The 26,744-nt window shown below is 61.4% G+C and carries 24 protein-coding genes; 4 read left to right on the top strand and 20 right to left on the bottom strand.

Features of this window, described 5'->3' with window-relative positions:
• Positions 1-9 precede the first annotated feature (9 nt).
• Positions 10-1,494: a UdgX family uracil-DNA binding protein gene (locus tag ABH945_RS05305; protein ID WP_429249921.1), complete on the top strand. Its 1,485-nt coding sequence runs from the start codon at positions 10-12 to the stop codon at positions 1,492-1,494.
• 46 nt (positions 1,495-1,540) lie between these two features.
• Here the strand turns inward: ABH945_RS05305 and guaA are convergent, their stop codons facing one another.
• From guaA to guaB, 3 genes are all read right to left on the bottom strand, one after another.
• A complete protein-coding gene (gene guaA, locus ABH945_RS05300; protein WP_074764221.1) occupies positions 1,541-3,124 on the bottom strand; it encodes a glutamine-hydrolyzing GMP synthase in 1,584 nt (527 codons plus the stop codon).
• 206 nt (positions 3,125-3,330) lie between these two features.
• Positions 3,331-4,110, bottom strand: coding sequence for a hypothetical protein (locus ABH945_RS05295; RefSeq protein WP_429249920.1), 780 nt, complete (start codon positions 4,108-4,110; stop codon positions 3,331-3,333).
• Positions 4,111-4,116: 6 nt separating this feature from the next.
• Positions 4,117-5,577, bottom strand: coding sequence for an IMP dehydrogenase (guaB, locus tag ABH945_RS05290; protein WP_074764223.1), 1,461 nt, complete (start codon positions 5,575-5,577; stop codon positions 4,117-4,119).
• A 315-nt stretch (positions 5,578-5,892) separates the two neighbouring features.
• Here guaB and ABH945_RS05285 point away from each other — a divergent pair, with 315 nt between their 5' ends.
• Positions 5,893-6,870: a DMT family transporter gene (locus tag ABH945_RS05285; RefSeq protein WP_429249919.1), complete on the top strand. Its 978-nt coding sequence runs from the start codon at positions 5,893-5,895 to the stop codon at positions 6,868-6,870.
• A 111-nt stretch (positions 6,871-6,981) separates the two neighbouring features.
• Here the strand turns inward: ABH945_RS05285 and ABH945_RS05280 are convergent, their stop codons facing one another.
• Positions 6,982-7,308, bottom strand: a complete 327-nt coding sequence (locus ABH945_RS05280; RefSeq protein WP_429249918.1) for an RnfH family protein — start codon at positions 7,306-7,308, stop codon at positions 6,982-6,984.
• Positions 7,305-7,742, bottom strand: a complete 438-nt coding sequence (locus tag ABH945_RS05275) for a type II toxin-antitoxin system RatA family toxin (RefSeq protein WP_074764226.1) — start codon at positions 7,740-7,742, stop codon at positions 7,305-7,307. The genes ABH945_RS05280 and ABH945_RS05275 overlap by 4 nt, the downstream gene beginning before the upstream one ends.
• A 112-nt stretch (positions 7,743-7,854) precedes the next feature.
• Here ABH945_RS05275 and smpB point away from each other — a divergent pair, with 112 nt between their 5' ends.
• The gene (gene smpB / locus ABH945_RS05270) at positions 7,855-8,301 is read left to right on the top strand and encodes an SsrA-binding protein SmpB (RefSeq protein ID WP_074764227.1); all 447 of its coding nucleotides are present in this window, start codon (positions 7,855-7,857) and stop codon (positions 8,299-8,301) included.
• 199 nt (positions 8,302-8,500) lie between these two features.
• On the opposite strand, the gene ABH945_RS05265 is transcribed toward smpB, so the two are convergent.
• The 3 genes from ABH945_RS05265 to ppsA form a co-directional block, all read right to left on the bottom strand.
• Entirely contained in the window at positions 8,501-9,433 is a 933-nt protein-coding gene (locus tag ABH945_RS05265; protein ID WP_074764228.1) for an SPFH domain-containing protein, read from the bottom strand.
• 60 nt (positions 9,434-9,493) lie between these two features.
• Positions 9,494-9,949: an NfeD family protein gene (locus ABH945_RS05260; RefSeq protein WP_074764229.1), complete on the bottom strand. Its 456-nt coding sequence runs from the start codon at positions 9,947-9,949 to the stop codon at positions 9,494-9,496.
• Between the two features lie 162 nt (positions 9,950-10,111).
• Positions 10,112-12,514: a phosphoenolpyruvate synthase gene (ppsA, locus tag ABH945_RS05255; protein WP_429249917.1), complete on the bottom strand. Its 2,403-nt coding sequence runs from the start codon at positions 12,512-12,514 to the stop codon at positions 10,112-10,114.
• Positions 12,515-13,043: 529 nt separating this feature from the next.
• Between ppsA and ppsR the strand changes: the two genes are divergently transcribed.
• Positions 13,044-13,859, top strand: a complete 816-nt coding sequence (gene ppsR / locus ABH945_RS05250) for a posphoenolpyruvate synthetase regulatory kinase/phosphorylase PpsR (RefSeq protein WP_074764231.1) — start codon at positions 13,044-13,046, stop codon at positions 13,857-13,859.
• Positions 13,860-13,953: 94 nt separating this feature from the next.
• Here ppsR and ABH945_RS05245 read toward each other — a convergent pair whose 3' ends face one another.
• From ABH945_RS05245 to uppS, 12 genes are all read right to left on the bottom strand, one after another.
• Positions 13,954-14,739, bottom strand: coding sequence for a TrmH family RNA methyltransferase (locus ABH945_RS05245; protein ID WP_429249916.1), 786 nt, complete (start codon positions 14,737-14,739; stop codon positions 13,954-13,956).
• Between the two features lie 76 nt (positions 14,740-14,815).
• Positions 14,816-15,565, bottom strand: coding sequence for a ribonuclease HII (gene rnhB, locus ABH945_RS05240; RefSeq protein WP_429249915.1), 750 nt, complete (start codon positions 15,563-15,565; stop codon positions 14,816-14,818).
• Positions 15,562-16,731, bottom strand: coding sequence for a lipid-A-disaccharide synthase (lpxB, locus tag ABH945_RS05235; protein ID WP_429249914.1), 1,170 nt, complete (start codon positions 16,729-16,731; stop codon positions 15,562-15,564). The genes rnhB and lpxB overlap by 4 nt, the downstream gene beginning before the upstream one ends.
• A gap of 3 nt (positions 16,732-16,734) precedes the next feature.
• On the bottom strand, positions 16,735-17,523 hold the full coding sequence (lpxA, locus tag ABH945_RS05230) for an acyl-ACP--UDP-N-acetylglucosamine O-acyltransferase (protein WP_074764235.1): 789 nt from the start codon (positions 17,521-17,523) through the stop codon (positions 16,735-16,737).
• 115 nt (positions 17,524-17,638) lie between these two features.
• The gene (fabZ, locus tag ABH945_RS05225; RefSeq protein ID WP_006048683.1) at positions 17,639-18,103 is read right to left on the bottom strand and encodes a 3-hydroxyacyl-ACP dehydratase FabZ; all 465 of its coding nucleotides are present in this window, start codon (positions 18,101-18,103) and stop codon (positions 17,639-17,641) included.
• A gap of 194 nt (positions 18,104-18,297) precedes the next feature.
• Positions 18,298-19,434: a UDP-3-O-(3-hydroxymyristoyl)glucosamine N-acyltransferase gene (gene lpxD, locus ABH945_RS05220; protein ID WP_429249913.1), complete on the bottom strand. Its 1,137-nt coding sequence runs from the start codon at positions 19,432-19,434 to the stop codon at positions 18,298-18,300.
• Positions 19,435-19,518: 84 nt separating this feature from the next.
• Positions 19,519-20,040, bottom strand: coding sequence for an OmpH family outer membrane protein (locus ABH945_RS05215; protein WP_171910247.1), 522 nt, complete (start codon positions 20,038-20,040; stop codon positions 19,519-19,521).
• 58 nt (positions 20,041-20,098) lie between these two features.
• Positions 20,099-22,411, bottom strand: coding sequence for an outer membrane protein assembly factor BamA (gene bamA / locus ABH945_RS05210; RefSeq protein ID WP_074764238.1), 2,313 nt, complete (start codon positions 22,409-22,411; stop codon positions 20,099-20,101).
• A 67-nt stretch (positions 22,412-22,478) separates the two neighbouring features.
• Positions 22,479-23,873, bottom strand: a complete 1,395-nt coding sequence (gene rseP / locus ABH945_RS05205; RefSeq protein WP_429249912.1) for an RIP metalloprotease RseP — start codon at positions 23,871-23,873, stop codon at positions 22,479-22,481.
• 7 nt (positions 23,874-23,880) lie between these two features.
• Positions 23,881-25,086: a 1-deoxy-D-xylulose-5-phosphate reductoisomerase gene (locus tag ABH945_RS05200; protein WP_074764240.1), complete on the bottom strand. Its 1,206-nt coding sequence runs from the start codon at positions 25,084-25,086 to the stop codon at positions 23,881-23,883.
• Between the two features lie 10 nt (positions 25,087-25,096).
• Positions 25,097-25,918: a phosphatidate cytidylyltransferase gene (locus tag ABH945_RS05195; protein WP_074764241.1), complete on the bottom strand. Its 822-nt coding sequence runs from the start codon at positions 25,916-25,918 to the stop codon at positions 25,097-25,099.
• On the bottom strand, positions 25,912-26,694 hold the full coding sequence (gene uppS, locus ABH945_RS05190) for a polyprenyl diphosphate synthase (protein WP_074764242.1): 783 nt from the start codon (positions 26,692-26,694) through the stop codon (positions 25,912-25,914). Before uppS ends, ABH945_RS05195 begins: the two co-directional genes overlap by 7 nt.
• Between the last annotated feature and the right edge of the window lie 50 nt (positions 26,695-26,744).

Here is a 26,744-nt window from a genome sequence, read left to right as displayed (position 1 = left end):
AGCATCGCAATGCGTTCCATCGTTATTGACGACGATTTCACCGCGTGGCGAGCCGCGTCACTCAAAGCGTTAGCCGAAGGCCTCGCGCCGGAATCGATTGAATGGCGCGTCGAACAACCGCCAGAGTTACGGCAAGGTCAAACATTGTTCGACTATGGGGAATCGTCGGAAAACGACATGATCACGCCCGCAACAGTGGCCGTGCTTGTATCAAAAGAACTGGGCGCGCTGATTCACGACTGCGCACTTCACTGCGAGCCACAGCGTTGGGCTTTTTTATACAAAGTACTGTGGCGCTGGCAGCAAGGAGATCGCTCGGTAGCGTCGCCGGCTGACGAAGACGGCGCGCAGCTTTATCGCATGGCCAAAAGCGTGCGACGCGCCAAGCACGACATGATTGCGTACGTCCGGTTTCGCCAGCAGGCGCAAGCGTCACGGCCACCCGAGTACATCGCGTGGTACGAACCGGAGCACGACGTCCTTGCGTGGGCGGCCGAGCATTTCGCCCAGCGCATGGGGCGCTCGTCGTGGATTATCACGACGCCAAGAGGCGCGGCGTTCTGGGACGGTCAGCAGTTGCATCTCGAACGCCGTCACGCGTTGCCCGGCGAACATCGCGTCGACACCGAGGACGAAGCCGAAGCGCTTTGGCTCGCCTATTACCGCAGCACGTTCAACCCGGCCCGCCTCAACGAGACCGCGCTCGAACAGCACATGCCGGTACGTTTCTGGAAAGGCTTACCGGAAGGCCACCTGATCCCCGCCATGATCAGCGAAGCGAAAAGCGGCGCGCGCCGTTTAGCGCAAGCAAGCGGCGTCGGTGAGCTCGGTGGCAAGTCGATTCCGGTTGAGGCTGAAGTCGCTCAACCAGTTCGCGAAAGCCCATCATCGCTTGATGCGTGCCGACGTTGCGACCTGTGGCGCAACGCGACGCAAGCGGTCGGCAGTTCAGGGCCGGGCGAAGCGCGAATCATGCTGATTGGCGAGCAGCCTGGAGATCAGGAAGACCTGAGCGGTCAACCGTTTGTCGGGCCCGCAGGGCAGTTACTGGACATGGCGATAAAGCGCGCGGGATTGTCGCGCGAGCGTCTTTATCTGACGAACGCTGTAAAACATTTCAAATGGGAATTGCGCGGCAAGCGACGGCTTCACAAGACACCGGGGCAGCGTGAGGTCGAAGCGTGTTCTTACTGGCTTGAGCGGGAATTGGAGACGGTGCGGCCAACTGTAATCGTAACGTTGGGAGCAACAGCACTCAACGCCTTGTTGCGAGAGAAAGCCAGCTTACGGGATTACATCGACAAACCGTTCGAAATGGCAGGCAGCGTGGGCATTGCGACCTATCATCCTTCGTTCGCGCTGAGACAGCCGAACGACGCTGCCCGCGACAAGATACTCGGCGAGATCAGCAACGCGCTTGAGCGGGCCCGTGAATTGGCGGAATCCGCATTACATGAAATACCCAACCCAACTTCGAAAAAATTGCGGCAATAAAAAAGGGCGCCGCAGCGCCCTCTTCCATGCCATTAAACCGGCAAGCTTATTCCCACTCGATTGTCGCCGGCGGCTTACCCGAGATGTCGTAAACAACCCGGTTAATCCCGCGCACTTCATTGATGATCCGGTTCGACACATGCCCCAACAACTCATGCGGCAGGTGCGCCCAATGTGCGGTCATGAAGTCCAGCGTCTGCACGGCGCGCAGTGCGACAACGTACTCGTAAGTGCGGCCATCGCCCATCACGCCAACGCTCTTCACCGGCAGGAACACCGCAAACGCCTGGCTCGTCAGGTCGTACCACGACTTGCCCGTTTCCTTATCGATAAACGTACGCAGCGTCTCGATGAAAATCGCGTCCGCGCGACGCAGCAGATCCGCGAAATCGCGCTTCACTTCGCCGAGAATACGCACGCCCAGACCCGGGCCCGGGAACGGATGGCGGTACACCATCGACGGCGGCAAACCGAGCTTTACGCCGAGTTCGCGCACTTCGTCCTTGAACAGTTCGCGCAGCGGTTCGAGCAGCTTCAGATTCAGCGTCTCAGGCAAGCCGCCCACGTTGTGGTGGCTTTTGATGGTCTGCGCGCCCTTCTTGCCCTTACCGGCCGATTCGATCACGTCCGGGTAGATCGTGCCTTGAGCCAGCCACTTCGCGTCGGTCAGCTTGCCAGCTTCGGTCTGGAACACTTCGACGAATTCCGCGCCGATGATCTTGCGCTTCGCTTCCGGATCGGTCACGCCGGCCAGCTTGCTCAGGAACGCTTCGCTCGCGTCGACGTGAATCACCTTCACGCCGAGGTTGTCGGCGAACAACGCCATCACCTGCTCGGCTTCGTTCAGGCGCAACAGGCCGTGGTCGACGAACACGCAGGTCAGCTGATCGCCAATCGCGCGATGCAGCAGCGCTGCCGCCACCGACGAATCCACGCCGCCCGACAGCCCCAGGATTACGTGCTCGTTACCGACCTGCTCGCGAATTTTCGCGACAGCTTCGTCGATATAGTTGCCCATTTCCCAGTCGGGCTGCGCGCCGCAGATCTTCAGCACGAAACGCTCGAGCATCGCGCGGCCCTGCACGGTGTGCGTAACTTCCGGGTGCCACTGCAGACCGTAGAAATGGCGCTTTTCGTCAGCCATCGCCGCGATCGGGCACGATTCCGTCGATGCCATCAACGCAAAGCCCGGCGGCATTTCCAGCACCTTGTCGCCGTGGCTCATCCACACCTTCAGCATGCCGTGACCTTCCGGCGTGGTGAAGTCGCTAATGCCGTCGAGCAGGCTCGTATGGTTGCGCGCGCGCACTTCGGCATAACCGAATTCGCGCAGATGGCCGTTGTCGACCTTGCCGCCGAGCTGCTCGGCCATCGCCTGCATGCCGTAGCAGATGCCGAGCACCGGCACGCCGAGTTCGAACACCGCTTGCGGCACGCGCGGCGTATCCGTTTCGGTGACCGAGCTCGGGCCGCCGGAGAGGATCACGCCCTTCGGCGCGAAATCGCGAATGAACGACGCATCGACGTCGTACGGATGAATTTCCGAATACACGTTGGCTTCGCGAACGCGACGTGCAATCAGTTGGGTGACTTGCGAACCGAAGTCGAGGATCAGGATCTTGTCATGCATGGCAGCGGACGGAGTCAAAAGTGAGCGGATACGGAATGCCGCGCACCGAAGCGCGCGGCCTTGAATTCAAAACGGTCCACGTGGGGACAATCGGACATGAAACGTAACGATGAAGCCAGCTGATGCGTTCGACGCCGCAGCCACCTGCCTGCGGCATGCTCGAACGAAATCCGTTAGCTTCAGCGGATGGCGTGGCGCTCGGCGCGTCAGCCATGAAGCGGTGGCCGGGGTGCGCCGGAAGCGTCGGCGGTTGCGTCACGCGTTTCGTTGCGCGCAACCGCTGCTGCCCGTGCAGCACGTTCAGACTCGGTGAGGCTGGCTTCATCGACAGGATGAAGTGGCGTGGCCGACGCAGCACCTACAGGCCGCGTAACCGGAATCACAGGTTCGACCACCGGCTCCGCGTGATACACCGGAAAACCCGCGGTGACACGTGCCGGTTCGCGCGCAGCGTCGCGCTCCAACTCGCGCCGCCTGGCGGCATCCTTTTCGGCCTGGATTTCGGCGTCTTTAGCAGCCTGGCTGGCGGCCAGTTTCTCAGCCCGCTTTTCAGCGCGAGTGGAAGAGCCTTTAACCACAATGCCCTTCTCACGCCGTCTTACCGCGCCCGACAGGCGCACGCCGCCGAGACCGACCACCACCAGCACCACACCCGCCAGCACCGCCACGACCTGCCCAAAACCGGTCAGCGAAGGTGTACGCAGACCGAGCAGCCAAACCAGCATCAGCACGCCGGTCAGCCAGTTCACATGGCCGACGGCCTTGGCAACCGCCGAAGTTAGCGCTCCATCGAACGACGCGTGCAACGCCAGCCACGCGAGTCCGATCAGCGCCACGCCAAACCCCTGGCCGACCAGAGCCGGCTCGGTTTGCACCAACTGCAGCGCGTTGTACAACGAAGTCCAAGGCGTCAGCAGAAACAGCAGACCGAACGCAAGCAACAACAAGGCATCGACGATAAGTACAAAACGCAGCAGTGGCTTCATTGGCGTTTAGTCCACGTGGTAGTTGGGGGCTTCCTTCGTGATTTGCACATCATGCACATGCGACTCGCGCAGGCCCGCGCCGGTGATCTGCACGAACTCGGCCTTGTCGTTCATTTCGTCGATCGTGCGGCAACCGCAGTAGCCCATGCTCGCGCGCACGCCGCCGATCAGCTGGAACAGGATGGCGTTGACCGAGCCCTTGTAGGCGACACGGCCTTCGATACCTTCCGGCACCAGCTTGTCGATATTCGCGGAGTTGTCCTGGAAGTAACGGTCTGCTGCGCCGTCCTTCATCGCGCCGACCGAACCCATGCCGCGATACGACTTGTACTGACGGCCCTGATACAGGAACACGTCGCCCGGCGCTTCTTCGGTGCCGGCGAGCATGCTGCCCATCATCACAGCGTTCGCGCCGGCTGCCAGCGCCTTGCTGACGTCACCCGAGAAACGCACGCCGCCGTCGGCGATGACCGGCACACCCGTGCCCTTCAGCGCTTCGGACACGTTCGAGATTGCGGTGACCTGCGGAACGCCGACACCCGCGACGATACGCGTCGTGCAGATCGAACCCGGGCCGATACCGACCTTCACGCCGTCCGCGCCGTACTCGACGAGCGCCTTCGCAGCCGCTGCGGTGGCGATGTTGCCGCCGATCACTTCGACGTGCGGGAAGTTCTGCTTGACCCACCTGACGCGCTCGAGCACGCCCTTGCTGTGACCGTGCGCGGTATCGACGACGATTACGTCGACGCCCGCCTGCACCAGCAGTTCGACGCGCTCTTCGTTGTCCGCGCCGACGCCGACCGCCGCGCCTGCGCGCAGCTTGCCGTGTTCGTCTTTACACGCGTCCGGGTGTTCGGTTTGCTTGGTGATGTCCTTGACGGTCATCAGGCCGCGCAGTTCGAATGCATCGTTGATGACCAGCACGCGCTCGAGGCGGTGGCTGTGCATCAGCGCTTTCGCTTCGGCGAGCGGCGTGCCTTCCTTGACCGTGACGAGGCGCTCGCGCGGCGTCATGATGGTGCGGACCGGCTCATCCAGGCGCTCTTCGAAACGCAGGTCGCGATTCGTGACGATGCCGATCAGTTGCGCGCCTTCGACAACCGGAAAGCCCGAAATGCCATGCTGCTGCGACAACGCGATAACGTCGCGCACTTTCATTTGCGGCGGGACGGTGATCGGATCACGCACGACGCCTGACTCGAAACGCTTGACCTTGGCAACTTCACGCGCCTGTTCGGCCGGCGTGAGGTTTTTGTGGATGATGCCCACGCCACCCATCTGCGCCATTGCGATAGCAAGGCGGGCTTCGGTGACGGTGTCCATGGCGGCGGACACGAGCGGCATATTCAGGGAGATGTTGCGGGTCAGCCGGGTCTTGAGGCTGGTGTCGCGCGGCAAAACATCGGAGAAAGCCGGGACGAGGAGCACGTCATCGAACGTGAGTGCTGTTTGGATCAGACGCATGGCAAATCCTATAGGCGCAAAAGCGAATTATACGCGATACCTCCCCGGTTTTCACTGCACTAACAGCAGCTTAGCGAATTTCGGGTGATTTTTTTCATGACTTTGGGCCTGTCGATTTCGCTTATCGGTTCGGCTCGGGTTCGATCGGGTTTCGTTTGCGCGTTCGGGCGCAAATAAGCGGCGGCGGGGAAAAACCGGATAAAACACGCATGACGGTCGCATGATTTCCGCTCAAATGCAGAATCGAACAAGACGCGGGACCGGCCAACCCGCTATTCTGCCGACCATTCTCAAGTTTTCCAGCAGGAGCAGTCGATGCAGCGCGGTGTGGCATATGGAGTAATGGCCGGAGCCTTATGGGGCATGGTTTTTCTGGTGCCGCGCGTGCTGCCCGACTTTTCGCCGCTGCTGCTGAGTGCGGGCCGCTACACGATGTACGGAATCGTGTCGCTGGCCGCCGCGCTGCCGATGGCGCGCTCGCTCGTCAAACGCCTGACCCGCGAGGATCTCGGCGCGCTGGTGAAGCTGGCGCTGGCCGGCAACCTCATCTATTACCTTTTGCTGACGGCGGCCGTCCATCTGATCGGCATTGCGCCGGCCTCGCTGATCGTCGGCGTACTGCCGGTCACGGTGACCCTGCTCGGACGGCGCGATCACGGCGCGGTGCCGCTGGCCCGGCTCGCGTGGCCGCTGACGGTGGTCATGGCGGGTATCGTCTGCATCAACGTCGACGTATTTACGGTGGCGGATAGCTCACCCGTCAGCGTCGCCACGAAGCTGCTGGGCATTGCGTGCGCAGTCGGCGCGCTGGGCTGCTGGACGTGGTTCGCGGTCGAAAACGCCCGATATCTGCAGCGCCAGACGCATTTCAGCGGCAACGAGTGGTCGGTGTTGTGGGGTGTGGTGACCGGCGCCCTCGGCGCGGCGCTGTGGCTGGTGGTCGCGGTGTTGCCGTCGGGTGGTCCGCAAGGCGAACTGGCGGATGCTCGCTGGCAAACTTTCTGGATGCTGAATCTCGGCCTCGCGATTGGCGCGTCGTGGCTCGGCAATGGACTGTGGAATGCCGCATCGAAACGGCTTCCGCTGACACTTTCCGGCCAGATGATCGTGTTTGAGACGCTGTTTGCGCTGCTCTACGCGTTCATTTATGACCAGCGCTTGCCGCGCCCGCTGGAACTGGCGGCGATCCTGTTGCTGGTAGCAGGAGTGTGCTGGTCGGTGCGCCAGCATGCGGACGACGATTCGTCAGGGGCCACACGGATCAAGGAGAAAGCGCAGGTTTCAGCGCCTTGATTGAAAGTTCGGCGTTCGGACCGCTCACGCGCAGCCTGCGACGATTTGCGGCGGTTCGCACAAGCCGTGCTCCCTTTCAGCCCTGAAGATGCGCGACTACTCCGCCTACCACTACTCCCGATTCTGCCAGCGACGCCCTTCGATCGACCCTGCCTTGCGGGCCTTCTGCACACGACGCTGACGCGACAGCTTCGGATCTACCAGCAGAGGCCGGTAAATCTCGACGCGATCGTGATCGGCCAGCACTGTATCGAGCGGCTTCAGCTTGCCAAACACACCCACCTTCTGCGTCTCCAGATTGATAGCCGGATAACGCTGCAAGATGCCGCTTGCGTCGAGCGCCTGCTGCAATGTCGCGCCCTCTGGCAAATCCACGGCGATCAGCGTTTGCGCGTCGGCCGCCGCGTAACAGACTTCAATCGACAGACGCGTGCTCATGCCTTACCGTAGCGCTGATCAGCGCGCTTAACGAATGATTCGACAAAACTATTGGCGATGTGATTGAACACCGGCCCGATGATTTTCTCGAGAATGATGTTGGTGAATTCGTAGTGCAGCGCGAACTCGATCTTGCAAGCATCCGCGCGCAACGGCGTGAAGCGCCAGAAACCGGTGAACTTGCGAAACGGGCCATCGGCGAATTCCATGTCGATGCGCGTGGGCCGCTCCATGCTGTTACGCGTGGCGAAGTGCTGCTTGATGCCCTTGAAGTTGATATCGATCTTCGCCTCCATGCCGGTTTCGTCCTGGCGGCGAATTTCGACGCCTCCGCACCAGGGCAGGAAGTTGGGGTAATCGGCGACGTCGGTGACGAGGTCGAACATCTGTTCCGCCGAATGGCGGATCAACACGGTTTTCTGGACATCTGCCATAAATTGAACAGCGCGCGGCAAGGGTGGACAAGCGGGTTAAAAAGCGCCGCGGGCTTTCCTTGCCCCGCTTTGCTAAAATCGTGATTTTAAACGAGTTGGGCACTTTCCATTCATGAGCATCATCGACAACAGAAAAGCCTTCTACGACTACTCGGTCGAAGAACGCTATGAAGCAGGACTCGTGCTCGAAGGATGGGAGGTCAAGGCGCTGCGCGCCGGGCGCGGCCAGATCAAGGAAGGTTATGTTGTGATCAAAAACAACGAACTGTTCCTGATCGGCACGCACATCAGCCCGCTGCCCGAAGCCTCGACCCACATCAATCCCGACCCGGTCCGTACGCGCAAGCTGCTGCTGCACGCCGAACAGATCAGCAAACTGATCGGCAAGGTCGAGCAGCGCGGTTATACGCTCGTGCCGCTGAATTTTCATTACAAGGGCGGCCGCGTCAAATGCGAAATTGGCCTCGCCAAGGGTAAGAAACTGCACGACAAGCGCGAGAGCGAGAAGAAGCGCGATTGGGAGCGGGAGAAGGCGCAGTTGATGCGCTCGCGAGGCTGATCTGGGCGGGATGCGGGTGATCGTGGCCGCTGAACTGTGCAACTTCGAGCCAGGCGAAGATTGACCATTACTCCTCGCCACTCCGCCACGTTACACATCGTTCCCACATCGCGCCAACGCCAACGCCTTACTGGCGCTCAAATGCAAAAATGGCCCGCACTCACTGCGGGCCATTTTTTTGGCTGACAAACTCGCGCGCTCACTTCGTGTCGGGCACACCCTTGCCTTTGCTCACGATGGTCAGAGCCGACGCGATCATCGAACTCATATCCGACATATCGCCAGGCACGATCAGCGTGGTGCCCTGCTTCGCCAGGTTGCCGAACGCGTTCACATATTGTTCGGCCACCTTGAGATTCACCGCCTCCATTCCGCCATTCGACTGGATGGCTGCCGCAATTTTCTGAATCGCCTGCGAATTGGCCTCAGCCACCGCCAGAATCGCCGACGCCTGCCCCTGCGCCTGATTGATCGCCGCCTGGCGCTCGCCTTCGGACTTCTGGATCGCCGCTTCCCGCCCACCGGACGCAATATTGATCTGCTCCTGCTTGCGCCCCTCCGACGCCGCGATCAGCGCGCGCTTTTCACGCTCGGCGGTAATCTGCGCCTGCATCGCGTGCAGGATTTCCTTGGGTGGCGTCAGGTCCTTGATTTCATAGCGCAGCACCTTCACGCCCCAGTTCGCGGCGGCTTCATCGAGCGATGAAACGATGCTGTGATTGATGAAATCGCGCTCTTCGAAAGTCTTGTCGAGTTCGAGCTTGCCGATGACGGAACGCAACGTGGTCTGCGACAACTGCGTGATGGCGAACACGAAGTTGCTCGATCCATACGACGCCTTCATCGGATCGGTGACCTGAAAATACAGCACACCGTCTACCTGTAACTGCGTATTGTCACGCGTGATACAGACCTGACTCGGCACTTCAAGTGGAATTTCTTTAAGAATGTGCTTGTACGCGATCCGGTCGACAAACGGAAACGCGAAGCTCAGGCCAGGGGTCAGTGTGCTGTGATAGCGGCCCAGCCGTTCGAGCACCCACGCGTGTTGCTGCGGCACGATCTTGATGGTCTGTGATGCCAGCACGATCACGATGACGAGAAGCACCACCCCGACGATGGTCGAATCCATAACTGCCCTCCGCTCTTTGGTTCGAATAGTTACGCGAGTATTGCCCGGGCGTGCGAATGCTCAGACCGCGCCCGCTTTCGCCGGCGAATGCCGGCTCGCCACGACGATGAGGCAACTGCCGCGCAATTCGGTGATTTCGTAGACCTGCGCACTTTCGGGTTCACCCGCGGCGAGTTCGACATCCCATGCCGCGCCGCGATAGTTGACCCGCGCTCGCCGCTCGCTCCACGCGGGCACATTCAGCGTCTGACCGATATCGAGATTGACGTCCGGATTACGCGACGCCTCCTTGCGCTTGCGCCGTCCAAAGCTCGAGCGCCGCAACGCCACGACCGCCGCCAGCGCCACCACGGCAGCAATCGCGAACTGCAGGTCAGCGCCCGCGCCTGCGAGATGCGCAATCGCGGCCGCCACGCAACCCAAAGCGATCATTAGCAGATAAAAAGTGCCGCTCATCAACTCGAGCACGACCAGCACACCCGCCCCGATCCACCAGAACAATCCACCTGGCGCCACGTTGACCTCCACAAAGCAAAACACCCCGGATCTACCGGGGTGTTTATAGCACGAAGCAGGTGCATTTAACGCACGATGCCCTATGTCTCAACTACTTTTGACCGCATTTGACATATCGCACCGCACGTTATGCAAGCCGCTTAAAAACGGCATGCATTGCTTTTACTTCGTCGACTTTGCCAACTGCTGCCACGTCTCGATGATCGAGTCCGGGTTCAGCGAAATCGACGCGATACCTTCGTCCGTCAGCCATTGCGCGAAGTCCGGATGATCCGACGGACCTTGCCCGCAGATGCCCACATACTTGTTCAGACGCAGGCAAGTTGAGATCGCGCGCTGCAGCAGGAACTTGACGGCCGGGTCGCGTTCGTCGAAATCGACAGCCAGCAGCTCCATGCCCGAGTCGCGATCCAGACCCAGCGTGAGCTGCGTCAAATCGTTCGAACCGATCGAGAAGCCGTCGAAGAATTGCAGGAATTCCTCAGCAAGAATCGCGTTCGAAGGCACTTCGCACATCATGATCAGGCGCAGGCCCTTTTCGCCGCGCTTCAGGCCGAACTTCGCCAGCAGCCCGATCACGCGCTCCGCCTGCTTCAGCGTACGCACGAACGGCACCATGATCTCGACGTTGTCGAGGCCCATCTCTTCACGCACCTTCTTCAACGCGATGCATTCCATCTGGAACGCTTCGGCGAAGTCTTCGGCGATGTAACGCGACGCGCCACGGAAACCGAGCATCGGGTTTTCTTCGTCCGGCTCGTAACGCGAACCGCCGATGAGCTTCTTGTACTCGTTCGACTTGAAGTCCGACAGACGCACGATCACGGGCTTCGGGTAGAACGCGGCCGCGATCGTCGCAATACCTTCGGTCAGCTTGTCGACGTAGAACGCGCGCGGCGACGCATGACCGCGAGCAACGCTTTCCACGGCCTTCTTCAGGTCCTGGTCGATGTTCGGATACTCGAGAATCGCCTTCGGGTGAACGCCGATGTTGTTATTGATGATGAACTCGAGTCGCGCCAGACCCACGCCTGCGTTCGGCAGTTGCGAGAAGTCGAAAGCGAGCTGCGGGTTGCCCACGTTCATCATGATCTTCACCGGAATCGGCGGCAGTTCGCCGCGCTGCACTTCGGTGATTTCGGTTTCGAGCAGACCGTCGTAAATCTTGCCTTCGTCGCCTTCCGCGCACGACACGGTGACGAGTGCGCCTTCCTTCAGCACGTCGGTTGCATCGCCGCAGCCGACCACTGCCGGGACGCCGAGTTCACGCGCGATAATCGCCGCGTGGCAGGTCCGGCCGCCGCGATTCGTGACGATTGCCGACGCACGCTTCATGACCGGCTCCCAGTTCGGGTCGGTCATGTCGGCGACCAGCACGTCGCCCGGCTGCACACGGTCCATTTCCGAGGGATCGTGGATCACGCGAACCGGACCCGCGCCGATCTTCTGGCCGATTGCGCGACCCGTAGCCAGCACGTTCGACTGACCTTTCAACTTGAAGCGCTGCTCGGCCTTGCCCGCCGCCTGGCTCTTCACCGTTTCCGGACGCGCCTGGAGAATGAAGATCTTGCCGTCACGGCCGTCCTTGCCCCACTCGATGTCCATCGGACGCTCGTAGTGCTTTTCGATGATGACCGCGTACTTCGCCAGTTCGATCACGTCTTCATCGGTGATCGAGAAGCGGTTGCGCTGCTCATGCGACACGTCGACAGTCTTCACACGGCCTTCTTCGCCGGCTTTCGTGAATTCCATCTTGATCAGCTTCGAGCCAATCGAGCGACGGATGATCGGGTACTTGCCTTGCGCGAGCGTGGTCTTGAAAACGTAGAACTCGTCCGGATTCACCGCGCCTTGCACGACGGTTTCGCCCAGACCATAGCTCGACGTGATGAACACGGCGTCCTTGAAGCCCGACTCGGTGTCGAGCGTGAACATCACGCCCGCTGCGCCGACGTCCGAGCGCACCATGCGCTGCACGCCCGCCGACAACGCGACTTCAGCGTGAGTGAAGCCCTTGTGGACACGATAGGAGATAGCGCGGTCGTTATACAGCGACGCGAACACGTGCTTCATGCGATCGAGCACGTCTTCGACCCCGACCACGTTGAGATAGCTTTCCTGCTGACCCGCGAACGATGCGTCCGGCAAGTCTTCCGCCGTTGCCGACGAACGGACGGCAAACGACAGCTCTTCAGGCGAGCTGTTCTGGAGCGTGTCGAAGCCCGCGCGAATGTCGGCCTCGAGTTGCGGCTGCATGGGAGCGTCGACGATCCATTGACGGATCTCCTTGCCCGCTTCGGCGAGCGCCTTCACGTCGTCGACGTCGAGCGTTTCGAGACGTTTGGCGATGCGTTCGGTCAGATTGTTGTGATTCAGGAAATCACGGAAGGCCAACGCCGTGGTGGCGAAACCGGTCGGCACGCGCACGCCCGCTTCGGCGAGCTGACTGATCATCTCGCCCAACGACGCGTTCTTGCCGCCGACGATTTCCACGTCGGTCATCCGCAATTGCTCAAACGGAACTACATACGCCTTGTCCTTTGCGACGGTAACTACGTTAGTCATACAAGCCCCTAAGTGTGAAAGAAATTCACGGTTGTGCAAGTGGGCTTGAACACGAGACGCCCATTGGAAGCGTGAACTCGTGTCTTGCACAACCTGTTGGAGAAGCAATCGCTACGCGCAGCCGAAGTGCGCGGCGAACCGGATACGCGACGAAGAAGCCGGATGGACGAAATTACCGATCAATCCACCAATTTCACCGCTAGTTACCGGCCAATAGCAAGGCGTTGAACGATCGTTCGCGGCAAGTTAGCCGCCAATCGCCTGCAATTGCTTATCCAACAGGTTGCCGCTATTCTACCGTGCCGACTCCTAAAATGTGGCAGTCGGACGAGAATTGCGCCTCGAATCGCGCCCCGGACCGGCAAACGGGCTTTTACTAGGCCCTGCCGTCATCCGGACGCAATTACGGTGCCCACGGCGCGCTGTATCGACGCCGCTGCCGTCTTCCGGTTAGCCACCTGGCAGCAAGTCCGATACAGCGATGTTTTATTCGAGCGCTGTTTGCCGCTCACGTTCCCCAGCCCCACTGATGCCGCCCACCGTATTCATCGTCTCCGACGGTACCGGGATCACTGCCGAAACCTTCGCGCATTCGATCCTTTCCCAGTTCGACCAGAAATTCCGCCTGGTTCGTGTGCCTTTCGTCGACTCGACGGAAAAGGCCTACGCCACGCTCGAAAAAATCAACGAGGCAATCCAGCAGGACGGCCGACGACCGATCGTTTTCACCACGCTGGTGGATAGCGCGTCGAACCAGATCGTCAAAGGCTCGAATGCGCTCGTGCTGGATATGTTCCAGACGTTTGTCGAGCCGCTGGAACAGGAACTGGAACTGAAGTCGAGTCACGCGATGGGTCGCGGTCACCAGAACGCTGACACCGAGGAGTACAAGAACCGGATCGAGGCGATCAACTTTTCGCTCGCTCACGACGACGGTCAGTCGAACCGCAATCTTGCCGACGCCGACGTGATTCTGGTCGGCGTATCGCGCAGCGGCAAGACGCCGACCAGCCTGTATCTGGCGATGCAGTACGGCGTGAAAGCGGCCAACTATCCGCTGATCCCGGAAGATTTCGAGCGCGGCAAGCTGCCTACGCCGTTACTCGCGCATCGGCAGAAGATGTTTGGTTTGTCGATTGATCCGCAGCGCCTGTCGGAAATCCGGAACGAGCGCAGGCCCGGGAGCAAGTACGCCGCGCCGGAGAATTGTCGCTATGAGATCAACGAGGCCGAGGCGATGATGCGGCGCGAAGGGATCAAGTGGTTGTCGTCGACGCATAAGTCGATCGAAGAGATCGCGACGACGATTCTGCAGGAGATCAAGCTGGATCGACAGGCTTATTGAGCCTGGTCCGAAGATCGTTGGACGACGGGCTGCGCGTAGTGCGCAGCCCATTGCTGGCGAGTCAAAGCGAAACGTCAGCCGTGCGGCGGAGCGCTCAACCCCGCCCGCGTTGCTGCCGGCACTGCTCGAACACACACACAGCGGCCGCCGCCGCCACATTCAGCGACTCCATTCCGCCGGGCTGCGGAATCGTCACTCGCAACGACACCGCGTCGCGCCAGGTCTGCGAAACGCCGGCCCCTTCGTTGCCGAACACCCACGCAAGCGGACCGCTCAGATCGCAGTCGTAAATCGCTTCGGCGCCGTGCGAATCCGTAATGACGATCGGCACCGCGAGGCGCCCGATCAGCGCGTGCGCGTCGACATCCTCGTGAATCTGCAACAGGAAGTGCGCGCCCATGCCCGAGCGCAAGACTTTCGACGACCAGGCGTACGCGGTACCGGGTGCGCAAAATACCTGCTGAATCCCGGCGGCTGCCGCGCTGCGCAGAATCGACCCGACGTTGCCGGCGTCCTGCACGCCGTCGAGGACGAGACAGGTCTGCGCGACCTTTTCGGGCAGCAGCGTTTCGAGCTTCTCCACCAGCAGCAAAATGCCGACGCCATGCACGACATTCGACAATTGCCCGAACAGCGCATCCGGCAGCGTCACGATTCGGTGGTCTTCGATGCGCGAAACGATGGCCTGCGCTTCATCGTGCTGAAGCGCGCCTTCCGTGACAATGCACATTTCCGGCTGCCCGGCGACGTCGAGATACGCGCTCGCGAGATGGAAACCTTCGAGCAACGCGTGACCGCTGCGACGTTGTTGATGCGTCGAACCGGCCAAAGCTTTCAGGCGTTTGTAGAGCGGATTGTCCCGCGAGGTGATGGCTTTCACAGGCAGCGAAGACAGTGAGATTGGGAAAAGAACCGGCGACGAACGACTCGTGGCCGCTCGTGGCGCTCAAATAGATTCAGGCGGTGTTGCGCTCGCCGAACGCGTCGTCGTCGAGCCGAGCGTCGGTCAGCGTGCCGGGCACGACGATGACCTTGCTCGCAGTGAGCTGTACGCCCGTGCCGAACCGCGCATGCGCTTCGCGCACCGGCGCAAACGAACGCCGATGAAGCTCACAAGGACCATGCTCGCGCAGTGCCGCGAGATGCTGCGGCGTGCCGTAGCCAGCATGCGCGTTGAAGCCGTACACAGGAAACGTCTGGTGCAGTTCCAGCAGCATCCGGTCACGCGTGACCTTCGCCAGAATCGACGCCGCGGAAATGCTCTTCACAAGCGCATCGCCACCGATCACCGCTTCGCTGCGAATGCTGAGCTTCGGGCAGCGATTGCCGTCGATTTTCACCAGCGTAGGCACGACCGACAGCCCTTCCACCGCGCGTTTCATCGCCAGCATCGTGGCGTGAAGGATATTGAGCGAATCGATTTCTTCGACCGAGGCCGACGCGATGCAATACGCCAGCGCACGGTCGACGATCTTGTCGTATAGCTCGTCGCGCTTTTTAGCAGTAAGCGCCTTCGAATCGTCGAGCCCGCGAATCATCGGTTTCGACGGATCGAAAATCACGGCCGCGGCAACGACCGGACCCGCCAGCGGGCCACGCCCTGCTTCGTCGACGCCGCAGACGATGTCGTCGGGATTCTCGAAGTTCAGGCCGACTTGCGCCGCGGCACCCGCGACCTTACGGCGAGGAACACGCGCACCGGTCACGGCCGCGCCCTGCGTTTTTCGACGACGGCGGCCACGACTTCCGCTGCACGCTGCGCGGTATTCTGCTTCAGCACGTGATGCATCTCCGTGAAGATTTCCGTCAGCGTGCGCCGGTTGGCTTCGTCGCGCAACTGTTTCAGCGTGGCTTCGGCCAGCGCCTGAGGCGTAGCAAAGTGCTGCAGAATTTCCGGTACGACGAAGCGGCCGGCCAGAATATTCGGCAAACCCACGTACGGCAGATAGCCCTGGCGGCGCATGATCTGGCCGGTCAGCCAGGGCACCTTGTACGAAATAACCATCGGCTTCTTCAACAGCGCCGCTTCGAGCGTTACCGTGCCGCTTTTGACGAGAATCGCGTCGGCGGCGGTCATTGCGAGTTGCGATTGGCCGTCGGTGATGGTGAGCGCGAGACCCGGATGCGAATCGACCAGCGGACGCAGCATTTCGCGCAGCGTCGGCGTTGCCGCCGGCATCACGAAGCGCAAGCCCGGCTCCTGGTGCTGCATCATTTCCATGGCCGCAAAGAACGTCGGGCCGATCAGATCGATCTCCGAGCGCCGGCTACCCGGCAGCACCGCGATGATCGGGCCATCTTCAGCAAGGCCGAGTGCACGGCGGGCGCCGAGCGTGTCGGGCACCAGCGGAATCTCGTCAGCTAGCGGATGACCCACGTACGACGCCGCGACGCCCGCCTTTTCCAGCAGCGCCGTCTCGAACGGGAACACGCACAGCATATGGTCGACCGCCTTCGCGATCTTCTTGATGCGGCCGCCGCGCCACGCCCAGATGGACGGGCACACGAAGTGGACAGTCGGAATACCCGCGTCGCGCAGCGCGTGCTCGAGCCCGAAGTTGAAATCGGGTGCATCGACGCCGACGAACACCGACGGCGGTTCGGCCAGCAATTGCCGCTTCAGTTCGTTGCGGATGCCGAGAATCTCGGGGATATGCCGCAGCGCTTCGACATAACCGCGCACCGTCAGCTTTTCCATCGGCCAGTGCGGATCGAAGCCCGTGGCGATCATGCGCGGGCCGCCGATTCCGTAGTACTGGGTGCCGGCGGGAAGACGGCTCGCGAGGCCATCGAGCAGCGATGCGGCCAGCAGGTCGCCGGACGGCTCGCCGGCCACCATGGCGACGCGTAACGGACTGGGGTTCAATGCCATCGCTTAGCGGATGATGCCGCGTTGCGACGCTTCGACGAACGCGAGTAGCGTCTGCACCGGTGCATCGCCGTCGCCGCCTGCGGAAGCGAGTTCGCGCAATTGCACCTTCGCTTCTTCCAGCGACAAACCGTTCTTGTACAGCACGCGATAAGCGGCGCGCAGCGCCGAAATCGCGTCCGGCGAGAAGCCCCGGCGACGCAAACCTTCGACGTTGATGCCGTGCGGCTCGGCCTTGTTACCGGCGGCGATCACGAACGGCGGAATGTCCTGCACGAGTGCCGACGCACCGCCCAGCATCGAATGCGCGCCGATGCGCACAAACTGATGCACGCCCGACATGCCGCCAACGATCGCGTGGTCGCCGATCGTCACGTGGCCGGCCATCTGCGCATTGCTCGACAGGATGATGTTGTTGCCGAGATGGCAGTCGTGCCCGATGTGCACGTACGCCATGATCCAGTTGTCGTCGCCGAGCGTGGTCACACCCGCGTCCTGCACCGTACCGGTGTGGATCGTGGTGAACTCGCGGATCGTATTGCGGTTGCCGATCACGAGCCGGGTCGGCTCTTCCTTGTACTTCATGTCCTGCGGACGACCGCCAACCGACGCGTAGTGGCCGATCTTGTTGTCTTCGCCGATCGTCGTGTGGCCTTCGATCACGCTGTGCGAACCGACCGTGCTGCGCGCACCGATCGTCACGTTCGCGCCGATCACGGCATACGGCCCTACTTCGACGGATTCGTCGAGTTGTGCGCCTGCTTCGATGATCGCAGTGGGATGAATCCTGCTCATGCGTCCTCGCTTCTGATTCTGTTGCGTTGTCTGGATGGGTCTGCTCGACCCGTCAGCACCGATCTCCGCCGCCCATTGGAGACGTCTTGAAACCGCTGACCGCCGGGACGCCGACTCAGGCGTCCTTGTCCGTGTGCCGCACCGCGCACATCAGGTCGGCTTCCGCCGCTACGACGCCATCCACTTCGGCACGCGCCTTGAACTTCCAGATGCCGCGCATGTGACGCTCGAACGTGCAATTCAGGATCAGCTGATCGCCCGGTTCCACCACACGCTTGAAACGCGCATTGTCGATGCCGACGAACAGATACAGCGTGTTCGACGGATCGCTAGGTTCTTCCGAAAACGTCAGCAGGGCCGCGGTTTGTGCGAGCGCTTCGAGAATCAGCACGCCGGGCATGACCGGACGTGTCGGGAAGTGCCCTTGAAAATACGGCTCATTGATCGACACGTTCTTCAACGCTTTGATGCTCTTGTGCGGCTCGAGTTCGAGCACCCGGTCGACCAGCAGGATCGGGTAACGATGCGGCAGCAGCGTGAGAATCTTATGAATGTCGAGATTGATTTTTTCGGTGCTCATGGTGTTTCTGCTCACGCATTGACTGCGCGATGATGACTGCGGAAGCTGGTGCAGGTAGGTTGAAAACGTGTGCCGCCGGCGCCCGCCATGATCCGGTTGTGGTGCCACGCGACGCCACAACCGACTTTGTTTCGTGAAGCTCGCCCGCTATTTTACGCGTGCCGGCTGGCCGCCTTGATAACTTGGGCCAATTTTCAGGCTTTGCTGCCTGTGGAATTGCTTGCTTCGCCTGCCGATGCATCAGCCGATGCGTTGGCAGATTCACTGCCCGGCCTGTCGGCCGCGGCGTTTTCGAGCGCCCTGATGCGATCGCGAAGCTTGTCGATATTGCGCAGCAACGCCGCGCTCTTGTTCCAGTCCGCGTGATTCACGGCCGGGAAAGCGCTGGTGTACATGCCGGGCTTCAGCAGCGACTTCGATACACCCGACTTCGCCGTGACGATCACGTAGTCGGCCAGCGTAACGTGCCCCGCGATCCCGACTGCGCCGCCGATCATGCAATGACGGCCAATCGTCGTACTGCCAGCAATGCCCGCGCAGCCGGCGATCACCGTGTATGCACCGACCTTGCAGTTGTGGCCGATCTGCACGAGGTTGTCGATCTTCACGCACTCTTCGATGATCGTATCGGCCATCGCGCCGCGATCGATCGTCGTGTTCGCGCCGATTTCGACGTCCGCCGCGATCGACACACCGCCGACCTGAGGAATCTTCACCCAGCTGCCGGTACGCGCATCACCCTCGCCGACGAAATCCGGCGCGAAGCCGAAACCGTCCGAGCCGATCACCGCGCCCGCGTGCACGATCACACGCTCGCCGAGCTTGCAGCCGTAGTAGACCGCCACATTCGGGTACAGATGCGAACTCGCGCCGATCCGCGTACCGCGGCCGATCACCACGTTGGCGTCGAGCCGCACGTTCTCGCCGATCACCGCGCCCGCTTCCACCGTGACATGCGGACCGATGACCGCCGTCGCCGCAATTTGCGCCGATGGGTCGATCGTGGCGCTCGGATGCACACCCGGCGCCGCCTTCGGCATGGCGAGATCGATGAAAGTTTGCGCGACGCGCGCGAAGTAAGCGTAAGGGTTCGGCGTGACGATGAAGTTACGGCCCTCGCGAGAAGCGAGCTTGGTCAGGTCGTTGGCGTTGATCAACACCGCGCCCGCACGGGTCGTGTCGACCTGTGACAGGTACTTCGGATTGGCGAGGAACGCCAGTTGGTCCGGACCTGCCTGGTCGAGCGGCGCCAGACTGCCGACGCGCTGCGAACCGTCTCCGACTACTTCACCGCCGAACCGATGGACGATGTCCTCGAGCGTAAATGCCATGCCTATCCTGTCTCCTGCAATTCAGTCCAACTTGTCAGTGCAAACGCAAAGCGGTTGCGCCGGTCAACGACCCGGCGCTTTCAATTAGTTGCCCGACGCTGCGAGCGCCTTGAGCACCTGGTCGGTAATGTCGATCCGCGGACTCACGTAGACCGCTTCCTGCACGATCAGATCGTAGTGCTGCTGCTCGGCGATCTGCTTGATGACCTTGTTCGCACGATCGAGCACCGCCGCCAGTTCTTCGTTACGGCGCTGGTTCAGATCTTCGCGAAACTCGCGCTGCTTGCGCTGGAAGTCCGTATCCAGTTGCGACAGATCGCGTTGCTTCTGTGCACGATCCGCCGGCGACATCGACGCGCCGTTCTTGTCGAGCGAGTCGGACATCGATTTCAGCTTCTGCGCCATGTCGGCGAGATCTTTGTCGCGCTTCGCGAATTCGGCTTCGAGCTTGACCTGGGCGGCCTTCGCCGCCGCCGATTCGCGCAGGATGCGGTCGGAATTCACCGCGGCGATGCGCGCCTCCTGCCCATGCGCGACGCCAACGCCCAAGGTCATTGCCAGCGCCAATGCGCACGCTACACGTTTCGAAAACATACCGGTTAGCAAAGTCATCCTCTCGATACTGTAGTTTGGCCGGCCCGCAACTGCAGCCGGCCGCGCCCGATCAGAACGCCGTCCCGATCTGGAACTGGAATTTCTGATACTGGTCGCCAGTGTGCTTCACGAGCGGGAAGCCCAGGCTGAGCTTGAGCGGACCGATCGGCGAAATCCACGCCAGACCCACACCGTAGCCATAACGCAGACCGTTCGCGCCGGTCGACGTTGCGGCGCTGCTCGCGTCGGCCCAGACGTTACCGGCGTCAAGGAACGTGAACACCCGCAGCGTGCGGTCATAACCGGTGCCCGGCAGCGGGAACGTCAACTCGATATTGCCGACCAGCAGCTTCGAGCCGCCGATCGGGTCGCCGGTGGTTGCATCGCGCGGACCCAGCGAGCTCGGCTCGTAGCCCCGCACAGAACCGATACCGCCCGCGTAGTAGTTCTTGAAAATCGGGTAAGGCTTGCCGCCCATGCCGTTACCGTAACCGCCCTGGAAGTTGAAGCCCAGCACGAAGCCACGCGAGAACGAATAATAGTACTGGGCGTTGATGTCGGCCTTGTAGTACTGCGTGCTGCCGATCGGCGTGCCATATTCGGCGTTGGCCTGCGCGAAGTAACCACGGCTCGGCACCAGCGCGCTGTCACGCGCGTCGCGCGACCAGCCCACCGTGACCGGCACGTTGTTCGAAACGCGGCCAAAGTCGGCAACGTACTGCTTGTACGACGCCGGCGTGGTTGAATCGACGTCCAGCTGGTTCTGCTCGAGACCCGCGCCGAAGTAGACCGTGTCGACTTCCGAGAACGGAATCCCGAACTTCAGGTCGCCACCGATCGTAACGATCTTGAAGCTCGAATCCGTCGAGTAGTACAGCGGCTGGTACGTACGGTAGTAGACGTCGGTAATACGCTTGATGCCGTCAACCGTGAAGTACGGATCGACCTGCGTCACCGTCAACGTGCGGTACGTTTTCGCGGTGTTCACGTTCACCGACAGACTCGTGCCCGAACCGAACACGTTGTCTTGCGACACGCCCGCGGACAGCACCACCTTGTCGGTCGACGAGAAACCCGCGCCCAGCGTAATCGCACCGGTCGGCTTTTCAGCGACCTTGACGTCCACATCCACCTGGTCAGGCGTGCCTTCGACCGGCACTGTGGTCACGTCGACGTCGGTAAAGTAGCCGAGACGGTTGATGCGGTCTTTCGACAGCGCGAGGCGGTTCGAATCGAACCACGAGCTTTCGAGCTGGCGCATTTCGCGGCGCACGACTTCGTCACGGGTACGCGTGTTGCCGACCACGTTGATGCGGCGCACGTAGACGCGGCGGCTCGGGTCGACCTGCAGCGTCAGATCCACCGTGTGGTGTTGCTGATCGATCTGCGGCTGCGCGTTGACGGTCGCGAACGCGTAGCCGTATTCACCCAGCTTGTCGACGATGGCCTTCGTGGTGGCTTGCAGCTTTTCAGCCGAGAAGCGATCACCCGGTTTGATCTTGATGAGCTTGGTCAGCTCGGCTTCGCGATCGAGCAGATTGCCGGCCAGCTTGATGTTCGAGATCGTGTACGGCTCGCCTTCATGCAGCGTGACCGTCAGGTACATGTCCTTCTTGTCCGGCGTGATCGACACCTGGGTCGACTCGATGTTGAACTCGAGGTAACCGCGATTCAGGTAATACGAACGGACGTTTTCGAGGTCGCCGGTGAGCTTGTCTTTCGCGTACAGGTCGTTCTTCGTGTACCACGAGAACCAGTTCGGCGTGGACAGCTGCATTTCATCGCGCAGCGTACCCGTGCTGAACGCCTTGTTGCCGATGAAGTTGATCTGGCGGATCTTCGCGCTCGGGCCTTCTGCCACCGAGAACAGCACCGACACGCGGTTCCGGTCGATCGGCGTGATTGTGGTCGTGACTTCGGCTGCGTAGTAACCGCGCGTCAGGTACTGACGCTTCAGTTCCTGCTCGGCCTTGTCGACCAGCGCCTTGTCGTAGTAACGACCTTGCGACAGCCCCACGGCGCGCAGCGCCTTGGTCAGGTTTTCCTTGTCGAATTCGTGAATGCCGGCGAAGTCGATCGCGCCAATGGCAGGACGCTCCAGCACCTGCACGATGACGACATTGCCTTCGGTCGCGATCTTGACGTCGTTGAAGAAGCCCGTCGCATACAGCGCGCGAATCGCTTCGGACGCCTTGTCGTCGCTAAACGTGTCGCCTTGTTTGATGGGCAGATACGCGAACACGGTACCGGGTTCGACGCGTTGCAATCCCTCAATGCGAATGTCTTGCACCACGAAGGGCGTCGTTGCGTGAGCAACCAGCCCATGCGCGGCGAATGCCGCGGCTATAACCGTCTTTGGAACAAAGCGATGAGGTTTAAACAACGTGCTTCCCCAGTGTGTATAGCTGCATCAGGTCAGACGGTCGCCATCGTGAACGCCGCCGGACACTTTAAAAATGGATTAAACGAGCCAGATCGTTGAACAGTGCGATCGCCGACAATGCGACGATGCAGGCGAGACCCGCCCTCTGAAAAACGAGTTGCCAGCGATCGGAGACAACTTTACCGGTCACAGCTTCAACCAAATAATATAACAGATGACCCCCGTCCAATACCGGAATTGGTAGCAGGTTCAGTACGCCGAGGCTAATACTGACAAGGGCCAGGAACGACAGAAACGCAGAAGGACCCAGACGTGCGCTCTTTCCTGCGTAATCGGCGATCGTCACGGGGCCAGAAAGATTTTTCAGCGATGCTTCGCCGACGATCATTCTTCCGAACATGCGCACGGAGTAAACCGCGAGGTCCCACGTGCGGCGCGCACCCAGTTGCAGACTCTCGATCGGCCCATAGCGCACGTCGATCGACGGCACCTGGGTCGCCAGTTCGGCACCGATACGGCCGATCTGCTGGCCGCTCGTTTCATCGCGCTGTGACTGCGGCACGATGCTGATGTCTTCGAGACTGCCTTGCGCGTGCCCTGCCTGACCACCGCGCTCGATCTGCAAGGTCACGGGCACGCCGGCGTGCGATTTTACATAAGCGATGAACGCCGTGGCGTTATCCGTCGGAATTCCGTTGACGGCGCGCAAGCGGTCGCCCGCGACCAGACCCGCCTTCTGCGCCGCGCTGCCCGGCTGAACGCCGGCCACCGTCAGCTTGCCGCCGCCCGGCTCAAAGCCGAGATGGGACATGAAGTCGTCGTCGACATCTTTCTCGCCGATGCCGCGTAGATCCAGCTGGAACTGCGATGTGCCATGCGCGTCTTTCGCGCTCAGCACGATGTACTTGTGATCGAATGCCGCGCCCAGCAATTTCCAGCGCAAGTCCGACCACGAGCGCACCTGTTCGGAATCGTCGGCGTTGGAAGCACGCGCAGCAACGATCGTCTCGCCGCCCTCGAAACCTGCCAGAGCTGCCGGCGTGTTCGGCGCAGGTGGCGCGATCACGGCCGCCGGCTCGGTCACGCCGGTGGCAAACACGAGCGCGAACAGCACAATAGCTAGCAGGAAATTGGCGACCGGACCGGCCGCCACGATCGCGAACCGGCGCCATACCGACTTACGGTTGAACGCCTGCGACAGCAAGTCGGCGGGAATCGGCGCAGCGCCGGTTTCGCGCTCGTCGAGCATCTTCACGTAGCCACCGAGCGGCAGCGCGGCAATGGTCCACTCGGTGCCTGTTTTCGGACTCACCCACTGAAACAGCGGCTTGCCGAAGCCAATCGAAAAGCGCAACACTTTCACGCCGCACAGACGCGCGACACTGTAGTGCCCGTACTCGTGGACGACCACGAGTACGCCAATCGCGACCGCGAAGGCAAGCAGCTCGATCAGCAGGTTCATAGGCGCCTCACTGGACGGCGCGTTCCGTTCGACGGGCGCCGTCCGGCAGACGCGCGATAAATTCGGTAGCGGCGCGACGCGCGGCGGCGTCGGCTTCGATCACGTCTTCCAGCGCGTGCGCGCTGCGGTTCGGCAACGCGTTTAGCACCGAGTCGACCACTTGAGCGATCGTCATGAAGCCGATCTGGCGAGCGAGGAACGCTTCGACGGCGATTTCGTTAGCGGCATTGAGCGCCGCGCTCGCGACGCCACCCTCGGCCAGCGCCTTCATCGCAAGCGCGAGGCACGGGAAGCGCGTGTAATCCGGCTTTTCGAACGACAACGACGCGATCTCCGCGAGATCAAGTTGCGCGACGCCCGAATCGACACGATCCGGGAAAGCCAGCGCATGAGCGATCGGTGTACGCATGTCGGGGTTGCCGAGTTGCGCGAGCACGGAGCCGTCTGCGTAAGAGACCAGCGAGTGGATCACGCTTTGCGGGTGAATCAGCACGTCGATGCGCTCGCCCGGCAAATCGAACAGCCAGTGAGCCTCGATGACTTCGAGGCCCTTGTTCATCATCGTCGCGGAATCGACCGAAATCTTCCGGCCCATTACCCAGTTCGGATGCTTGCATGCATCTTCGGGCGTGACGTCGACGAGCGTAGCCGGTTCGCGAGTGCGGAACGGGCCGCCCGACGCGGTCAGAATGATCTTGGACACACCGCCATGCAGCGCGGCTTCGCGCGGCAGGCATTGGAAAATCGCGTTGTGTTCGCTGTCGACGGGCAGCAGTACCGCGCCGTTGTCGCGCACCGCGTCCATGAAGATCGCGCCGGACATGACCAGCGCTTCCTTGTTGGCGAGCAGGATGCGCTTGCCGGCGCGAGCGGCGGCGAGACTCGGCGCAAGGCCGGCCGCGCCGACGATCGCCGCAACCACCGTATCGCAGCCGTCGCTGTTCGAGACGTCGACGAGCGCCTGCGGGCCGTACGTGACCTCGGTCTTGCAACCGGCTTCACGCAGCTTCGCGGCGACGCGCGCGGCGGTATCGGCGTCGCCGACTACCGCGACTTCCGGCTGAAAGCGCAGGCATTGCTCGACGAGCTTGTCGCCGTTGCGATGCGCCGTAAGCGCATAAACCGAAAAGCGTTCGGGATGACGCGCGACGACGTCGAGCGTGCTGTCTCCAATCGAGCCCGTGGAACCGAGCAATGTCAGACGTTTTTGCATATCTCTTTCTCTAGCCGAGCAGCAGCATGGCAAGCGGCAGCACCGGCAACAACGCGTCGATGCGGTCGAGCACGCCACCGTGCCCCGGCAACAGGCCGCTTGAATCTTTCACTCCGGCCTGGCGTTTCATCATTGATTCGAACAGGTCGCCCACCACGCTGAATGCCACCAGCAAGGTCAATGCGAGCAGCGTGCGCACGGCGCCCCATTGCGCCAGCAGCGCAGAATACAGGGTCGGCTCGAACGCATGCAAAAAGACCGCCGCCGCCGCGACGATCATCACCACCAACCAGCCGCCGATCGCACCCTCCCAAGTTTTACCCGGACTGATGGCTGGCGCCAGCTTATGCTTTCCGAATGCTTTTCCGGAGAAGTATGCGCCGATATCGGCCAGCCATACCAATACGAGCAGCGACAGCACGAACGGCACACCTTGCATGCGTGCGGCGACGAGAGCATGCCAGCAGGCGACGAATATCACAATGCCAGCCAGAAATAGGAAGATTCGCCACGCCCCCTGAGCGAGCGTCGGCTTGCGCAAAAGCACGAACGGCCCGGCGACGACCCAAAAAATGGCAGATGCCTTGAACAGCGAACGGGCTTCGACCACGCCCGTGCCGAGCTGCGTACTCGCGACCAGCGCGGCCGCTGCGATCAGCGCGTAAATGACGGGACCGGCCCCGCCCAGCTTAAGCAGGCGTGCCCACTCCCACGCGGCGAATACGACGACAAAAGCGATCAGCGCGCCAAACGCGCCAACCGGCGCGAACAGCGTGACCGGCAGGAACACAGCCAGTAGGATGATCGCCGTGATGACACGGGTTTTTAGCATGGAAGCGAATCGACGTTTTGCGATTGCGGCTCGAGTTGAGCACTGGTGCGGCCGAAGCGGCGTTCGCGCTCCGCGTACGAAGCGATGGCATGACCGAGCGCGTCGGCGTCGAAATCAGGCCAGAACGTGTCGGTGAAATAGAACTCGGTGTAGGCAAGCTGCCACAGCAGGAAATTGCTGACGCGGCGCTCGCCGCCGGTGCGGATGAACAGATCCGGCTCCGGCGCATAGGCCATGGACAAGTGTTCGGCGAACGAATCTTCGTTGACCTCTACCGCCTTGCCCGCCAGAGCCGACTGTTCGGCGAGCTTGCGGGTGGCCTGCATGATGTCCCAGCGGCCGCCATAATTCGCGGCGATGGTCAGCGTGAGACGGGTGTTACGCGCGGTTTTGGTCTCCGCGCGTTTGATCAGGTCGCGAATACGCGTGTCGAAACGATCCAGATCACCGACCACGCGCAAACGGATGCCGTTGGCGTGGAGTTTGCCGATTTCGCGCTCCAGCGCAGTGACGAACAGGCGCATCAGGAACGAAACTTCTTCGTTCGGACGACGCCAGTTTTCCGAGCTGAACGCAAACAGCGTCAGGTATTCGACGCCTTGACGGGCGCACGCCTCGACGGCCGCGCGCACCGCGTCGACGCCGCGCGTATGGCCCGCCACGCGCGGCAAACGCCGCTGGGTGGCCCAACGGCCGTTGCCATCCATGATGATCGCGATATGTCGCGGCACCGCGGCGACATCAGGCACGCGCACGGTTGAGCTGGTATAGGTCATGGCCGTCGGGACTGTGACTGCAAATAAGAAGTGGAAACCGTGAAAGTTCT

The organism is Paraburkholderia sp. GAS333, assembly GCF_050435665.1.
GTDB lineage: Bacteria > Pseudomonadota > Gammaproteobacteria > Burkholderiales > Burkholderiaceae > Paraburkholderia > Paraburkholderia fungorum_A.
The sequence above is the reverse complement of the archived record's forward strand: the minus strand, read 5'-3'. Positions and strand labels throughout refer to the sequence as shown.

What these genes read in the sequence shown, in the direction of transcription:
- fabZ (WP_006048683.1), bottom strand. Translation starts at nt 18,103, where the DNA reads ATGAGCACCGAAAAAATCAATCTCGACATTCATAAGATTCTCACGCTG.
- lpxB (WP_429249914.1), bottom strand. Translation starts at nt 16,731, where the DNA reads ATGGCATTGAACCCCAGTCCGTTACGCGTCGCCATGGTGGCCGGCGAG.
- ABH945_RS05265 (WP_074764228.1), bottom strand. Translation starts at nt 9,433, where the DNA reads ATGGATTCGACCATCGTCGGGGTGGTGCTTCTCGTCATCGTGATCGTG.
- ABH945_RS05305 (WP_429249921.1), top strand. Translation starts at nt 10, where the DNA reads ATGCGTTCCATCGTTATTGACGACGATTTCACCGCGTGGCGAGCCGCG.
- ppsA (WP_429249917.1), bottom strand. Translation starts at nt 12,514, where the DNA reads ATGACTAACGTAGTTACCGTCGCAAAGGACAAGGCGTATGTAGTTCCG.
- uppS (WP_074764242.1), bottom strand. Translation starts at nt 26,694, where the DNA reads ATGACCTATACCAGCTCAACCGTGCGCGTGCCTGATGTCGCCGCGGTG.
- lpxA (WP_074764235.1), bottom strand. Translation starts at nt 17,523, where the DNA reads ATGAGCAGGATTCATCCCACTGCGATCATCGAAGCAGGCGCACAACTC.
- rseP (WP_429249912.1), bottom strand. Translation starts at nt 23,873, where the DNA reads ATGAACCTGCTGATCGAGCTGCTTGCCTTCGCGGTCGCGATTGGCGTA.
- ABH945_RS05280 (WP_429249918.1), bottom strand. Translation starts at nt 7,308, where the DNA reads ATGAGCACGCGTCTGTCGATTGAAGTCTGTTACGCGGCGGCCGACGCG.
- guaB (WP_074764223.1), bottom strand. Translation starts at nt 5,577, where the DNA reads ATGCGTCTGATCCAAACAGCACTCACGTTCGATGACGTGCTCCTCGTC.
- smpB (WP_074764227.1), top strand. Translation starts at nt 7,855, where the DNA reads ATGAGCATCATCGACAACAGAAAAGCCTTCTACGACTACTCGGTCGAA.
- ABH945_RS05275 (WP_074764226.1), bottom strand. Translation starts at nt 7,742, where the DNA reads ATGGCAGATGTCCAGAAAACCGTGTTGATCCGCCATTCGGCGGAACAG.
- ABH945_RS05200 (WP_074764240.1), bottom strand. Translation starts at nt 25,086, where the DNA reads ATGCAAAAACGTCTGACATTGCTCGGTTCCACGGGCTCGATTGGAGAC.
- ABH945_RS05195 (WP_074764241.1), bottom strand. Translation starts at nt 25,918, where the DNA reads ATGCTAAAAACCCGTGTCATCACGGCGATCATCCTACTGGCTGTGTTC.
- lpxD (WP_429249913.1), bottom strand. Translation starts at nt 19,434, where the DNA reads ATGGCATTTACGCTCGAGGACATCGTCCATCGGTTCGGCGGTGAAGTA.
- ABH945_RS05285 (WP_429249919.1), top strand. Translation starts at nt 5,893, where the DNA reads ATGCAGCGCGGTGTGGCATATGGAGTAATGGCCGGAGCCTTATGGGGC.
- ppsR (WP_074764231.1), top strand. Translation starts at nt 13,044, where the DNA reads ATGCCGCCCACCGTATTCATCGTCTCCGACGGTACCGGGATCACTGCC.
- guaA (WP_074764221.1), bottom strand. Translation starts at nt 3,124, where the DNA reads ATGCATGACAAGATCCTGATCCTCGACTTCGGTTCGCAAGTCACCCAA.
- ABH945_RS05295 (WP_429249920.1), bottom strand. Translation starts at nt 4,110, where the DNA reads ATGAAGCCACTGCTGCGTTTTGTACTTATCGTCGATGCCTTGTTGTTG.